The organism is Amycolatopsis sp. NPDC005232 (assembly GCF_040607795.1).
Taxonomy (GTDB): Bacteria; Actinomycetota; Actinomycetes; order Mycobacteriales; family Pseudonocardiaceae; genus Amycolatopsis.
The window spans coordinates 1-13,985 of record NZ_JBEXHL010000033.1 but is presented as its reverse complement, the minus strand read 5'-3'; the positions used below and the strand labels follow the sequence as shown (position 1 = coordinate 13,985).

Genomic DNA, 13,985 nt, shown 5'->3' with positions numbered 1-13,985 from the left:
ATGAGCGAGATCCTGCTGGACGCGGTGGATCTCACGAAGCACTACGGCTCGGTGGAAGCGCTGCGCGGCGCATCCTTCCAGGCCCGTGCGGGTGAGGTCACGGCCCTGATCGGCGACAACGGTGCCGGCAAGTCGACGCTCGTGAAGTGCCTTTCCGGCGCCGAGCAGCCGACGTCCGGCAGGATCCTGCTCGACGGCTCCGAGGTGCAGCTCGACTCCCCCGTGACCGCGCGGCGGCTCGGGATCGAGCCACAACATGCCCGAGGCGCTGCAGCTGGGCAAGCGCGTGGCCCGGTTCGCCGGGGCGGACACGAAGCTCGAAGACCTCGTGGCGCCGATGACCGGCGCCCTCGTTCAGGAGGAGGCCGCGTGAGCACGCCCACGAAGGACATCCAGACCACTGTGGACGGTGGATTCGCCAGAGTGCCGCCGGGCAAGCGGCTGATCGGCGCCAACACGTTCTGAATCGCGCTCGTGCTGCGGGCGCTGATCATCGTGTTCACGGTGCTCGCGCCGGCCGAGTTCGCGACGCTGTTCACGCTCCAGACGACGCTGATGAAGACGTCGGTGCTGCTCGTGCTCTCAGTGGGCATGACGTTCGTGATCATCACCGCCGGCATCGACCTGTCCGTGGGCGCTGTGCTGATCTTCGCGGGCACGGTGGCCGGGAAGACAATGGAAGCGCTCAGCCCCCGGGGGCAACGCGACGAACGCGGGCTCGGACGTGATCTTCGCCGGGCTGGTCGCGGCCGTGGTCGCAGGCACGAACGATCGCGGGCACGTCGACCACGGCGGCGCGCGCGAAGGGCTTCGAGGACGAGCTGAAGAACCACCCGAACCTCAAGTCGGCCGGCATCCAGTTCACACAGAACGAGCCGGAGCAGGCGGCTTCGAAGGTCACCGCGGCGCTGGCCTCGACGCCGGACCTGATCGGCATCTTCGCGACCAACCTCAACACCGGTGAGGGCGCGGCGACCGGCCTGCGCAACGCGGGCAAGATCGGCCAGGTCAACCTGGTCGGCTTCGACGCGAGCCCGTCCGAAGTGGACGGCCTGCGCAAGGGCGAGTACCAGGGCCTCATCGCCCAGGACCCGGCCGCGATCGGCACCCAGGGCGTGCAGCAGGCCGTGGCGGCACTGGAGGGCAAGCCCGTGACGCGGACCCTCACCGCGCAGCTGCACTCCATCACCAAGGACGACATGGACGCGAACTCGCAGTACTTCTACAAGCAGAACTGCTGACCTTCCCGGGTTCTCGGAGGGGACTTTCCCGCGCGGAAAGTCCCCTTCGCCGCGTTCGGGGCTAGGATCTACTCCCCCAGACCCCGTCGCCGAGGGGAGGCCGCCGATGACCGAGGGTGTCCGGCTGCCGTGGCGCGCCGCCGCGCGCGCCGACCCCGTGCCAGTGCTGGCCGCGGCGCGCAAGATCACCGACGACCTCATCGACGGCCTGGCCGGCACCCACGCGCGGCGCGCGGCCCACGGGCTGCGGCGGCTGTTCGGCGCGGCGGGCCTGGGGCTCACGGACCTGTCTGGCTCGCTGCTGTGGTCGGGCCGGCCGGGGCCCGATGCCACCGTGGCCCACGTGCTCGACGAGGTGCTGCACAGCGAGGAGCCCGCTTCCGTCGACGGGGTGGAGGCGGTGCCCCTGCACGTCCACGACGAGCTGGCCGGCGCGTTGCTCGTGGTGGGCGCGCGGGGTTCGGAGGTGGTGCGGCAGGCGGCTGACGTCGTGGTGCAGGCACTGGAACGCGGCCGGCTCGAGGCATCGGCGGACCACGCGGCGCAGGCCGAGCTGCGGGCGTTGCGGGCGGAGATGTCGCCGCACTTCGTGTACAACGCGCTGACGGTGATCGCTTCGCTGGTGCGTTCGGAGCCGGACCGCGCGCGGGATCTGATGCTCGACTTCGCCGACTACACGCGCTACAGCCTCGCGCGCCACGGCGAGTACACCGTGGTGGCCGAGGAGTTCCGCGCGGTGGAGACGTACCTGGCGCTGCAGCGCGCGGTACTGGGCGAACGGCTGAAGGTGCAGGTGCGCGTGGCGCCGGAGGTGCTGGCGGTGGCCGTGCCGTACCTGGTGCTGGAGCCGCTGGTGGAGAACGCCATCCGCCACGGCGTCGAGCCGCGCGCGACCACCGGGCTCGTGCAGGTCCACGGGCAGGCGGAAGGGAACGACTGCGTGATCAGCGTGGAGGACGACGGGGTCGGCATGGACCCGAAGCTGGCCGCCGACATCCTCGCCGGCCGGGTCACCGAGGGCAGCGGCCTCGGGCTGGCCAATGTGGACAGACGGCTGCGCAACGTCTACGGCGCCTGGTACGGGCTGACCGTGGAGACGGAAGTGGGTGCCGGCACGCGCGTGGTCGTGCGGGTGCCGCGGTTCCAGCCGGGGGTGCTGCCGTGAGCGGGCTGCGGGTGCTGGCCGTCGACGACCTGGCGCCGGCGCTGGACGAGCTGTGCCGGATGCTGCGCGAGGCCCCGGAGGTCGGCGAGGTCGTGGGCGCGGGCGATGCGTTGCACGCGCTGAAGCTGTTGCAGGCGGACCACTTCGACGCGGTGTTCCTCGACATCTCCATGCCGGGTCTGGACGGGCTGGAGCTGGCGACGCTGCTGGCCCGCCTGTCGGAGCCGCCGGTGATCGTGTTCGTGACCGCGCACGACGGTCACGCCGTCGCGGCGTATGGCATCGGCGCCGTGGACTACCTGCTCAAGCCGGTGCGGACGGAACGGCTGGCGGCGGCGTTGGCGAAGGTCGTGCGCATGGCGCCTTCGGAAGCCCAGCGCGCGGCGCCGGACGCGATGGCCGCCCTGCCGGTCGACGCGGGCGGCCGCACGCGATACGTCCGCCGCGACGACGTGTTGTTCGTGGAGGCCCACGGCGACTACGTCCGTCTCCACACCCGCGGTGGGGTGCACCTCGTGCGCATGCCGATCTCGCGGCTCGCGGAGTACTGGGAGGGCACCGGGTTCACGCGGGTGCACCGGGGTTACCTGCTGTCGGTGTCCGCCGTGCTGGAACTGCGCAGCGACACCACGGGTGGACTGCTGGCCCACACCCCCGTCGGCGACGTCCCGGTGAGCCGGCGGCACGCGCGGGAGCTGCGGGACCGGTTGCTGGAGGCGGCGCAACAGGGGCAGCTGGGGTCGTCCTGGTGAGGGCCGCCTTGGCGAGAGCCCTGTGAGCCGGGTCCGGCGGGTCGTCGTGATGAGCCCGCAGACGCGCCTCGCCCGCTCCCGCAGGCAGGCGCGCGGCCGGTGGCGGATGCCACGCCTGAGGACCTCGGACGCCGAACGTGCCGCCGTGCTCTACCGAACGCAACGCAAGCGCGGCATCCCGGCGCTGGTCGCCATGTTCGTGCTCGTGCTCGGGCTGCCCGTGGTGTTCGCCGCGGCGCCGGGGCTGGACGGGGTGCGAGTGTGGGGCATTCCGTTGTCCTGGTTGATGATCGCGCTGCTGCCCTACCCCGTGATGGCCGGGCTGGCACGCTGGCAGCTGCGGCGCGCGGAGAAGGCCGAGGACGACCGGTGACGGCCCTCCGCACGGCACCCCAATGCGGCGTTGGGTGCGCTCAACGCACCCAATGCGGCGTTCGGTGCGTTCAGCGCAACCAACGCCGCATGGGGGCGCAGTGGTCTGGTGGGGTGCGCTGATGGACCTCGCGCTGGCCGTGACGCCCGTCGTGCTCATCACGCTGCTCATCGGCGTGCGCGGGGTGGCCGCGATGCGCACGACGTCGGACTTCCTGGTGGCCTCGCGGCGGATCTCGCCTTTCGTGAACTCCGCGGCGGTGTCCGGGGAGTACCTGTCGGCCGCGTCGTTCCTCGGCGTGGCGGGGCTCGTGGTGAAGGACGGCGTCGGCGCGCTGTGGTACCCGGTCGGGTTCACGGCGGGGTACATCGCGATGCTCGTGCTCGTCGCCGCGCCCATGCGGCGGTCCGGGGCGCTGACGGTGCCGGACTTCGCCGAAGCGCGCCTGGCCTCGCCGGCGCTGCGACGGATCGCGGCAGTCGTGGTGCTGGTGATCGGCACGATCTACGTCGTCCCGCAGTTCCGCACGGCCGGGCTGGTGCTCACGGCTGTGGGCGGCACGCCGTACTGGGTCGGGGTGGTCATCGCGGGCACGGCCGTGAGCGTCACGCTCGCGCTGGGCGGCATGCGCGCGGCGACGTACGTGCAGGCGTTCCAGTTCTTCCTGAAGCTGCTGCTGTTCCTTGTGCCCGCGCTGTGGCTGGTACTGCACGTGAGCGACGCCGACCGCGACGCCGCGCTCACGCCCGTGGAGTTCACCCGCTTCACCCACGAGACGCCGGTGGACTTCGAACACGACGTGACCGTGGTCCTGCGCGAGCCCACCACCATCGTCACCGCGACCGGGCCGCGCACGCTCCCGCCGGGCGAGCTGACCGTCCACAGTGGAGAGCGCCTGGTCTTCGCCACCAACGCGCCCGTGCCCGACGTCAGCGACGGCGCCGCGCTCGGCGGCCCCGACTGGCAGCGGCCGCTGCTCGACCTCGACAAGGGCTATCCGCTGCTGGGCACGTGGGCCGTGCTCATCGCGACGATGCTCGGCACCATGGGCCTGCCCCACGTCCTGATGCGCTTCCACACCAGCCCGGACGGTCGCGCCGCCCGCCGGACCGCCGCGATCACCGTGGCGCTGCTGGGCGTGTTCTACCTGTTCCCCGGCGTCTACGGAGTGCTCGGCCGCGTGCTGGTGCCCGAGATCTACCTCTCCGGCGACACGGACACGGTCGTCGTCGCGCTGCCGGCGCAAGTGGACACCGGCTGGGCCGGCGAGCTGTTCACGGCGCTGCTCACCGCGGGCGCGTTCGCGGCGTTCCTGGCGACGTCGCTGGGCCTGCTCCTGGTGATGTCCGGTGCCATCGCCTACGACCTCATGCCCGGGGGCCTGCGCCGCCTGCGCGTGACCGTGGTGTTCGCCGCCGCCGTGATGGTGGTGCTGGCGCTGCCGTCGGCGCAGCTCGACGCCGGGGTGCTCGTGACGTGGGGCTTCACCGTGGCCGCGTCGACGTTCTGCCCGCTGCTCGTGCTCGGCATCTGGTGGCCGCGCCTCACGGCCGCGGGCGCGATCAGCGGTGTGGTGACGGGGCTGGTCGCGTCGTCCGGCTCGATCCTGTTCGCACTGGCCGGGCCGCGGCTCGACGGCTGGGTGGCGATCTTGGTGTCACAACCGGCACCCTGGTCGGTACCACTCGCGTTCGGCGTGATGGTGGCCGTCTCCCTGCGCGGCCGCCCGCCGTCCTGGGCCGGCGCGGCGATGCTCCGCCTGCACCTCGACGAGCGAGCGCCCGGCCCGGAGCCGCCCCATTCGTCCGCACCCGCGTACCGCTCGTCGACCGTTCGTCGTGTCGCCCGGCGTTTGAACCGCTGACGCTTCCTCGCGGGCGCTCGCCTCCCTACTGTGGCGCGGACCACAATTCGCAGCGTCGCGAGGGAGTGACGATGAGTCCCACCGACACCGACCTGACCGGTGACCCGCCGGACATGGACTGGGAACACGTACAGGAGAGCGCCGAGTTCAGGCAGCTGCGCGGCCGGTTGCGCCGCTTCGTCTTCCCGATGACTGCGCTGTTCCTGGCCTGGTACCTGCTGTACGTGCTGCTGGCGGACTACGCCCACGGCTTCATGAGCACGAAGATCGCCGGCAACTTCACCGTGGGCCTGCTGTTGGGCCTGCTGCAGTTCGTGTCGACCTTCCTCATCACGTGGCTGTACGTGCGCTACGCCAACCGGAAGCTCGACCCGCTGTCCGAGCGGATCCGTGAAGACATCGAGAACCCGGCCGCCGCCAAGGAGTCCGAATGAAAACCCTCGCGGCAGGCGTCGAGGGCAGCAACCCGACGCTGAACATCATCATCTTCGCGGTGTTCGTGCTGATCACGCTCGTGATCGTGTTCCGCGCGAGCCGCAACACGAAGACGGCGTCGGACTACTACGCCGCCGGGCGCGCGTTCACCGGCCCGCAGAACGGCATCGCGATCAGCGGTGACTACCTGTCGGCCGCGTCGTTCCTCGGCATCGCGGGCGCCATCGCGGTGTACGGCTACGACGGCTTCCTGTACTCGATCGGCTTCCTCGTGGCCTGGCTGGTGGCGCTGCTGCTCGTGGCCGAACTGCTGCGCAACACGGGCAAGTTCACGATGGGCGACGTGCTGGCGTTCCGCATGCGGCAGCGTCCGGTGCGGGCCGCGGCGGCGATCTCGACGCTGATCGTGTCGTTCTTCTACCTGCTGGCCCAGATGACCGGCGCCGGCGGCCTCGTGGCGCTGCTGCTGGGCATCGAGGGCAAGGCCGCGCAGTCGGTGGTCATCGCCGTGGTGGGCGTGATCATGATCGCCTACGTGCTCATCGGCGGCATGAAGGGCACCACGTGGGTGCAGATCATCAAGGCCGTGCTGCTCATCGTCGGCGCGCTCGCGATGACGCTGTGGGTGCTCGGCAAGTACGGCTTCAACTTCTCGGCTCTGCTGCAGGGCGCCGTCGACAAGGCGGGCAAGGCCGGCGAGACGCTGCTCGGGCCGGGCAAGCAGTACGGCGCCACGGGAACGTCCAAACTGGACTTCTTCTCGCTCGGCATCGCGCTGGTGCTCGGCACGGCGGGCCTGCCCCACGTGCTGATGCGCTTCTACACCGTGCCGACGGCCCGCGAGGCCCGCCGCTCGGTGGTCTGGGCGATCGTGCTGATCGGCGTGTTCTACCTGTTCACGCTGGTGCTCGGCTACGGCGCCGGCGCACTCGTCGGCCCGGACGACATCAAGGCCGCCCCCGGCGGCGTGAACTCGGCGGCGCCGCTGCTGGCGTTGAACCTCGGCGGGCCCGTGCTGCTGGGCCTGATCTCGGCGATCGCGTTCGCCACGATCCTCGCCGTGGTGGCCGGCCTGACGATCACCGCGTCGGCCTCCTTCGCCCACGACGTGTACGCGAACGTGGTGAAGCGCGGCAAGCCGGCGCCGGGTTCGGAGGTGCGCGTCGCGCGGATCACCGCCGTGGTCATCGGCGCGGTCGCGATCGTCGGCGGCATCCTGGCCAACGGCCAGAACGTCGCGTTCCTCGTGGCGCTCGCCTTCGCGGTGGCGGCGTCGGCCAACCTGCCGACGATCCTGTACTCGCTGTTCTGGAAGCGGTTCAACACCCAGGGCGCGCTGTGGAGCATCTACGGCGGGCTCATCGTTTCGCTGGTGCTGATCGTCTTCTCGCCGGCGGTGTCGGGCAAGCCGATCGACGCGAAGACCGGCAAGAGCGCGTCAATGCTGCAGGGCGTGGACTTCCACTGGTTCCCGCTCGACAACCCGGGCCTGGTGTCCATCCCGGTCGCGTTCTTCCTCGGCTGGCTCGGCACGATGCTGTCGAAGGAGCACAACGCGAAGAAGTACGCGGAGATGGAGGTGCGGTCCTTGACGGGGGCGCATGCGGAGAAGGCTGTGCAGCACTGAGGTTTGCGTTGCAGGAGCGGGCCGGGACCGGTTGGGTCCCGGCCCGCTTTGTGCCTGGGGTCCTACAACCCGAGCGGCAGCACCAGTTCCAGGTCGGTCTTGCGGACGGGCGTTCCGTCGATGGCGCCGCCCTCGTTCGGCACGATGCCGCCGGCGGCGACGCGGTCCAGTGTGTTCAGGCCGAGCGGGCCGACGGTGCCGAACACGGTGTAGTCGGGACGCAGGGTGGAATCGCCGTAGACGAGGAAGAACTGGCTGCCGTTGGTGTCGGGGCCGGCGTTGGCCATGGCGACCAGGCCACGGGAGTAGATCCGGCCCGGGCCCGACGGGTTGGTGGTCGAGGGCGGCAGGTCGGTGGGCAGTTCGTCGCGGAAGCTGTAGCCCGGGCCGCCTTCGCCGGTGCCCGTCGGGTCGCCGCACTGCAGGACCTGCAGCGTCGGGTACGCGGTGAGGCGGTGGCAGGTCGTGCCGTTGAAGAAGCCGTGGCGGGCCAGGTGCAGGAAGCTCTGCACCGTGCACGGGGCTTCGGCGCGGTCCAGTTTCAGCGGCAGCAATCCCTGGTTGGTGATCACGGGGACGTCGACCTTGCCGCGGTCGGGGGTGTGCTGCGGGTCGGGCGGCAGGGGCACGGGACGGGCGGCGGGTTCGTCGGGCGTTTCGGTGTACTGGCACGCACCGTGGGTGGTGGTGGGCGAAGCGGCCGGCGTTGCTTGTGCGGCCGGGGTGAACGCTGCGCACAGCGCGCCGATGGCCAGTGTGGTGACGAGGAGCCTCTTCATGCGGTATCCCTCCCAGTGAGAGAAGCAGTATACGAACGGTCCGGACCATTCGGCTTCCCGCGAAAGTCGGGCGCTCACGAAACGCTGACGGGCTCCTGACAACTGTTCCCTAGCGTCCCGGGTCATGATCACTCGCCTCTTCCTCAGCGCGGTGGCGGCCGCCGCGGTGGCATTCGCGCTGCCCGCGGTCGCGTCTGCCGCGACCGGACCGGTCGTGCAGCCCCTGGCCGTCTCCGCGGCCGAACAGCAGGCCGTGCTCGACTACTGGACCCCCGAACGGATGAACGCGCTCACGCAGCCTTCGTCGGACAACCCGCCGACGGGCGGCCCCGACGGCGCGCCCTGGATCACCGGCAACGCCGTGTCCAAGACGGTCGGCCGGCTCTTCTTCACCGACCACGGCGAGGATTCCAGCTGCACGGCCACCGTGGTGGCCGGCGCGAACCGCAGCACCGTCGTCACGGCCGGGCACTGCGTGAACAACACCGACCTCCTCGGCGAGAACAACCAGTGGAACGCCCACTCGATGTTCGTCCCGGGCTACCACGACGGGCAGGCGCCGTACGGCAAGTTCGTCGGCCGCTTCGGCGTCGCGGACAGCACGTGGCTCGCGAACGACCAGATCGACGCGCAGAAGTTCGACGCCTTCGACCAGGCTTTCGTGGTCCTCAACCGCGGCGCGTACGGCGTTTCCGTGCAGGACAAGGTGGGCGCGGCGCAGAAGATCGGCTTCGACCGCCCCGGCGGCGCCGACGTCTACCAATTCGGCTACCCGCGAGCCTCGGCCGACTCCGCTCGCGAAGGCCTGCCGGAGTACACGGGCGCGCGCCTGGCGTTCTGCACGGGCCCGGCACGCGAATGGCCGGGCACCCCGGACTTCCCCGACTCGCCGAACCAGTGGGGCACGGCGTGCGTGATGGGCGGCGGCTCCAGCGGTGGCCCGCGCCTGCGCGACTTCGACGCGAAGACCGGCCTCGGCACGGTCGTCGGCGACAACACGCAGGCGGGCTTCTTCGACGCCGCGGGCAAGCCGTGCGAGCGCGACGCGGGATGCACGAGGTATCTGGTGGGTCCGCAGTTCAGTACGGCGGTGACGAAGCCGTTGTTCGAAGCAGCTCAGCACGCCTGGCTCGGATGAACGACGAAAGGCCGGGCAGCTTGCCCGGCCTTTCGTCGAGAAAACGCTACTTCGCGGCCGGAACTCGCAGCAGCAGAGCGTCACCCTGGCCGCCACCGCCGCACAGGGCCGCGGCGCCCAGGCCGCCGCCGCGGCGGCGCAGCTCGTGGATCAGGTGCACGGCCAGCCGAGCGCCCGAGGCGCCGATCGGGTGGCCGAGAGCGATGGCGCCGCCGTTGACGTTGACCTTCGACGCGTCCAGGCCGAGCTTGTCCGACGACACCACGCCGACCGCGGCGAACGCCTCGTTGATCTCCACCAGGTCGAGGTCGCTCACGTCGAGCTTGGCCTTCGCCAGGGCCTTGCGGATGGCGTTGGACGGCTGCTCGTGCAGCGACGCGTCCGGGCCGGCGACGACGCCGTGGGCGCCGATCTCGGCCAGAGGCGTGAGGCCCAGCTGGGCGGCCTTCTCCGGGCTGGCGACGATCACGGCCGCGGCGCCGTCGGAGATCTGCGACGACGAGCCGGCGGTGATGGTGCCGTCGGAGGCGAAGGCGGGGCGGAGCTTGCCGAGGCCGTCGACGGTGGTTTCGGCGCGCACGCCCTCGTCGGTGGAGAAGACGATCGGGTCGCCCTTGCGCTGCGGGATGGTGACGGGCGCGATCTCCTCGCGGAAGAAGCCGGCCTCGATGGCGGCGGCGGCGCGCTGGTGGGAGCGCGCGGAGAACTCGTCCTGCTGTTCGCGGGTGATGCCGTAGCGGGTGTTGTGCTTCTCCGTCGAGGCGCCCATGGCGACCTGGTCGAAGGCGCAGAACAGGCCGTCATAGGCCATGTGGTCGAGCATCGTCACGTCGCCGTACTTGAAGCCGCCGCGGGACTTCGGCAGCAGGTGCGGCGCCTGCGTCATCGACTCCTGGCCGCCGGCCACGACGAGGTCGAACTCGCCGGCACGGATCAGCTGGTCGGCGAGCGCGATGGCGTCGAGGCCCGAGAGGCACACCTTGTTGATCGTGAGCGCCGGGACGTCCATCGAAATGCCCGCGGCGACAGCGGCCTGGCGGGCGGGAATCTGGCCGGCGCCCGCGGTGAGGACCTGGCCCATGATCGTGTACTCGACCTCGGACGGCGAAACCCCGGCCTGCTCCAGCGCGGCCTTGATCGCGATGCCGCCGAGCTGCGCCCCGGTGAAGTCCTTCAGCGAGCCGAGCAGCCGCCCGATGGGGGTACGGGCCGCACCCAGGATCACGGAACCGGACACGTCGTCCTCCCAAGAATTCTGAACACCGACAGTCTCACGACTGTACCCGGGCCCGCGGCTTCTTGATGGAGCCAGTGTGAGGGGGCGCACGTCGGATTTCAGGGGGCTTCACCAGGGTGGTGGCCCTTATCCTGCCCCCATGAACACTGAGTCCATCCAAGCCGTGCTCACCCCGTTCGTGACCGCGATCGACCACGTCGGGATCGCGGTACCCGACCTCGACGAAGCGATCGCGTTCCACAAGGAGCACTTCGGCCTGGAGGTCGCGCACGAGGAAGTGAACGAGGAGCAGGGGGTCCGCGAAGCGATGCTGCGCGCACCCGGCACCGCCGGTACCGAAACGATGATCCAGCTCCTCGCCCCCCTGCGCGACGACTCGACGATCGCGAAGTTCCTCGGCCGCAACGGGCCCGGCCTCCAGCAGCTCGCCTTCCGGGTGTCCGATGTGGACGCCGCCGCGGCCGCCCTGCGCGAGCGAGGCCTGCGGCTGCTGTACGACGACGCCAAGCGCGGCACGTCGAACAGCCGCGTGAACTTCGTGCACCCCAAGGACGCCGGCGGTGTGCTGGTGGAGCTGGTGGAGCCGGCTGCGCGTTAGGACTCTTTCGCCTTCGCCGACAACGCGTTGGCCAGGAAGGTGAGCTCGCCGTCGAACTCGGCGGGGCGGTCGTCGCCGGAGTGGCGGGCGGTGGCGTGGCGGTGGCTGACGGCGCGGGCGAGCAGGCCCGACGCGCTGTCGAGGTCGGCGACGGCGAGGCGGCCGCCCGTGGCGTCCACGATCACCGAGCGGACCAGGCGCACGAGGTGCTGGAAGCGTTCTCCGAGTGCGTCGCGCACGACGTAGTGGGTGTCGGCTTCGCGCCAGAGCACGTGGGACAGGCCGAGCGAGCCGGCGAAGCGGCGGTCGAGCTCCGAAACGAGCCGGCGCAGCGACCCGGCGAGATCACCGGGCACCACCACCGCGGCGGGCTCGATGTTCTCGTCGGGCAGCCGGGCGACCAGCGCAGCCAGCAGGTCGGACTTGCGGCGGAAGTAGTAGTGGACAAGACCCTTCGGCACCCCGGCGCGCTCCGCGATGCGGGACGTCGGGGTGGCGTCGAAGCCGGACTCGGCGAAGAGCGCCTCAGCCGCGCAGAGGATCCGCTCCTTCGCCGAGTCATCCGTCATGTCAGCTCCTTCAGTGCGGCATCGCCGTCCGGTGGGCGGCGGTGGCCATCGGCATCGCGGCGGCGCCGGCGATGATCGTGAGCGCACCGGCGACCCAGGACGTCCAGGACGCCCCGTTGAACTCGGTGTACCCCATCACCCACGGCGCGATGAACAGCAACGCCCCGAGGACGACCTGGATGCCCTCGCCGTAGACGGCACCCGGCGCCGCGAGCGACACCAGGCCGTCGATGGCGATCAGCGCACCGAGGATCACCATCGTCCACATCGTCATCGTGTCCGTGCTCAGCCAAAGGGGTGAAAGAGCGGCGACAACACCGATGACGACCTCGGCCCAGTCGTGGGGCCGGGTCCAGGCGCGCGTCGAGACTTCACTCATTCGTGCTCACCTCCGCAGAGAACCTGCTGTTCAGGAAGTTACCCTGCTTCGATCATGCGCCTTGGTTGGCCGGCCGGTCAAGATTTGTAGGTCACAGTTGCGCACAACCGGTTCCGGCGTGGTTTTCAGCCATCGGGCTACTGTGTTCCGCCGCTCGGCGCAGGCTCGTCCGGACACCGTGGGTGCTCACCCGTCCGTGACCCCGTAGCGGCTACGGTAGGGCCATGAGCCTTGGCGAGGAACGGGAGCTTGTACCGCTGGGAGCCGGCTTCGACGTGGCGAAGCGCGGGTACAGCCGAGCGCAGGTCGACGAACACCTGGAACGGCTGGACTCCGACCTGAAGATGCTCACCGGCGACCGCGACGCCGCCATCGCTCAGGCGGGTGATCTCGCCCGGCAGCTGGAGATCGCGCGCGGTGAGATCGCCGACCTGCGCGGGCAGGTCGACCGGCTGGCGCAGCCGCCGACGAGCGTCGAGGGCCTGTCCGAGCGCCTGCAGCGGATGCTGCGCCTCGCGCAGGACGAGTCCGCCGACACGCGGGCGCGCGCCGAGGCCGAGGCCGGCCACATTCGCGCCAAGGCGGAGACCGACGCCAGCGCCATGCGCGCGCGGTACGAGCAGCTGCTCACCGAGCTCGACCTGCGCCGCAAGGAGATGGAAGCCGAGCACCGCAAGGTCCTCGAGGACGCCCGCGCCGAGGCGAAGTCGATCACCGACAAGGCCGAGGCCGAGCGCAACAAGCTCGACGCGGAGTCTGAGGCCCGCCGCACGCAGGTCGAAGAGGACTTCGAGATCGCCATGGCCGCCCGCCGCACCGAGGCGATGCGCGTGCTGGCCGAGCAGGAGGCCGCGTCGAAGGCCGAAGCCGAGCGCCGCGTGCGCGAAGCCGCCGAGGACGCCGCCGCCATCCGCGCCAAGGTGCTGGAAGAAGAAACAGCGGCCCGCGCCGACATCGAGCGCCGCCAGCGCGAGTCCGTCGCCGACGCGAACAAGCGCAAGCAGGACTCGATCACCGAGGCCAACGCCCGCCTCGCCGAAGCCGCCGACGAGGCCCGCCGCCGCGTCCGCACGGCCACCGACGAGTCGAACCGCCGCATCACGCAGGCCAACGAGCGCGTCGAGGCGCTGCGCAACGTCCGGACCAGCCTGGCCGAGCAGGTGCGCCAGGCGCGCACGGTGCTGGCCGAGGCCCACCACGTGCTCGGCGAGGCGGAAACGCTGGTGCCGGCGGACATCAAGGCTTCCACCGGGCCGAAGACCCCTGTCCCGGCTGGCGCCCCCGCCGGTTCGGGTTCAGCCTCGGGCGACGTCGAGAAGACAGTCCGCCTCCGCACCAACGACGTCCCGAAGCCCCAGCCGCAGCCCACTTCCGGCCGGGCCGGCAAACCCCCCGGCGACTGACCTCCTCCGAACGAGGCTCGTCTGTTCCCAGCAACCCGGGTCCCCGACCCGGGTTGCTTGCCGTCCAGCCCAGACGCACTCCACTGCCCCGGGCCTCCGGGCAACCACAACGGCCCCCAGCACCGAGCCGCCCCGACACGCACCCAACGCGACGGACCGCCGCCGAACCCACACCCCACATTGCTCGCCGTCCCGGTCATACGCACTCCCACCGACCCCGGACTTCCAGCCCCGGCGCAACCCCACAGAGGCGCCCGAACGCCGAGCCCGCCCGGGCGCACCTCCGACCGGCACGCACCCGAAGCAACAGATCGACCGGCCAGGTCCTGGAGGCAACCACAGCGCGAGATCGCGCCGGTGTTGGGATCGGGCGGTGCGATCGGCCGGGGGCCGATCGCACCGCCCGACGCACTCCCTGGTCTCCG

The 13,985-nt window shown here is 70.9% G+C and carries 13 protein-coding genes and 3 pseudogenes; 12 read left to right on the top strand and 4 right to left on the bottom strand.

Features of this window, described 5'->3' with window-relative positions; translation table 11 throughout:
• From ABZU76_RS40570 to ABZU76_RS40530, 9 genes and pseudogenes are all read left to right on the top strand, one after another.
• Positions 1 to 373: pseudogene (locus ABZU76_RS40570) on the top strand (ATP-binding cassette domain-containing protein).
• Positions 370 to 766: pseudogene (locus ABZU76_RS40565) on the top strand (ABC transporter permease); the annotation flags it as partial. The pseudogenes ABZU76_RS40570 and ABZU76_RS40565, both read left to right, overlap by 4 nt.
• A gap of 1 nt (position 767) precedes the next feature.
• Positions 768 to 1,241 (top strand): annotated as a pseudogene (locus ABZU76_RS40560) (substrate-binding domain-containing protein); the annotation flags it as partial.
• Positions 1,242 to 1,347: 106 nt separating this feature from the next.
• Positions 1,348 to 2,406, top strand: a complete 1,059-nt coding sequence (locus tag ABZU76_RS40555; RefSeq protein WP_354880257.1) for a histidine kinase — start codon at positions 1,348 to 1,350, stop codon at positions 2,404 to 2,406.
• Positions 2,403 to 3,158: a LytTR family DNA-binding domain-containing protein gene (locus ABZU76_RS40550; protein WP_354880254.1), complete on the top strand. Its 756-nt coding sequence runs from the start codon at positions 2,403 to 2,405 to the stop codon at positions 3,156 to 3,158. Before ABZU76_RS40555 ends, ABZU76_RS40550 begins: the two co-directional genes overlap by 4 nt.
• Positions 3,159 to 3,180: 22 nt before the next feature.
• Positions 3,181 to 3,531 carry a hypothetical protein gene (locus ABZU76_RS40545; protein WP_354880251.1) on the top strand — a complete coding sequence of 117 codons (351 nt, stop codon included), beginning with the start codon at positions 3,181 to 3,183 and terminating at the stop codon, positions 3,529 to 3,531.
• A 121-nt stretch (positions 3,532 to 3,652) separates the two neighbouring features.
• Positions 3,653 to 5,395 carry a cation acetate symporter gene (locus tag ABZU76_RS40540; protein WP_220246895.1) on the top strand — a complete coding sequence of 581 codons (1,743 nt, stop codon included), beginning with the start codon at positions 3,653 to 3,655 and terminating at the stop codon, positions 5,393 to 5,395.
• Between the two features lie 71 nt (positions 5,396 to 5,466).
• Positions 5,467 to 5,829: a DUF485 domain-containing protein gene (locus tag ABZU76_RS40535; RefSeq protein WP_220246894.1), complete on the top strand. Its 363-nt coding sequence runs from the start codon at positions 5,467 to 5,469 to the stop codon at positions 5,827 to 5,829.
• A complete protein-coding gene (locus ABZU76_RS40530; RefSeq protein WP_354880249.1) occupies positions 5,826 to 7,457 on the top strand; it encodes a cation acetate symporter in 1,632 nt (543 codons plus the stop codon). The genes ABZU76_RS40535 and ABZU76_RS40530 overlap by 4 nt, the downstream gene beginning before the upstream one ends.
• A gap of 62 nt (positions 7,458 to 7,519) precedes the next feature.
• Here the strand turns inward: ABZU76_RS40530 and ABZU76_RS40525 are convergent, their stop codons facing one another.
• Positions 7,520 to 8,236, bottom strand: coding sequence for a peptidylprolyl isomerase (locus ABZU76_RS40525; protein ID WP_354880247.1), 717 nt, complete (start codon positions 8,234 to 8,236; stop codon positions 7,520 to 7,522).
• A 124-nt stretch (positions 8,237 to 8,360) separates the two neighbouring features.
• Between ABZU76_RS40525 and ABZU76_RS40520 the strand changes: the two genes are divergently transcribed.
• Complete coding sequence (locus tag ABZU76_RS40520) at positions 8,361 to 9,374, top strand: hypothetical protein (RefSeq protein WP_354880245.1); 1,014 nt, start codon at positions 8,361 to 8,363, stop codon at positions 9,372 to 9,374.
• 46 nt (positions 9,375 to 9,420) lie between these two features.
• Here the strand turns inward: ABZU76_RS40520 and ABZU76_RS40515 are convergent, their stop codons facing one another.
• Positions 9,421 to 10,611, bottom strand: a complete 1,191-nt coding sequence (locus tag ABZU76_RS40515; protein ID WP_354880243.1) for an acetyl-CoA C-acetyltransferase — start codon at positions 10,609 to 10,611, stop codon at positions 9,421 to 9,423.
• Positions 10,612 to 10,750: 139 nt separating this feature from the next.
• Between ABZU76_RS40515 and mce the strand changes: the two genes are divergently transcribed.
• Positions 10,751 to 11,209, top strand: a complete 459-nt coding sequence (mce, locus tag ABZU76_RS40510) for a methylmalonyl-CoA epimerase (RefSeq protein ID WP_354880241.1) — start codon at positions 10,751 to 10,753, stop codon at positions 11,207 to 11,209.
• On the opposite strand, the gene ABZU76_RS40505 is transcribed toward mce, so the two are convergent.
• Together ABZU76_RS40505 and ABZU76_RS40500 are read right to left on the bottom strand one after the other, a co-directional pair.
• Complete coding sequence (locus ABZU76_RS40505; RefSeq protein ID WP_354880239.1) at positions 11,206 to 11,778, bottom strand: TetR/AcrR family transcriptional regulator; 573 nt, start codon at positions 11,776 to 11,778, stop codon at positions 11,206 to 11,208. The two genes, mce and ABZU76_RS40505, sit on opposite strands and share 4 nt — an antisense overlap.
• Positions 11,779 to 11,788: 10 nt before the next feature.
• On the bottom strand, positions 11,789 to 12,157 hold the full coding sequence (locus tag ABZU76_RS40500; RefSeq protein ID WP_354880237.1) for an SPW repeat protein: 369 nt from the start codon (positions 12,155 to 12,157) through the stop codon (positions 11,789 to 11,791).
• A gap of 224 nt (positions 12,158 to 12,381) precedes the next feature.
• On the opposite strand from ABZU76_RS40500, the gene ABZU76_RS40495 reads away from it, so the two are divergent.
• Entirely contained in the window at positions 12,382 to 13,560 is a 1,179-nt protein-coding gene (locus ABZU76_RS40495; protein WP_354880234.1) for a chromosome segregation protein, read from the top strand.
• Positions 13,561 to 13,985 lie beyond the last annotated feature (425 nt).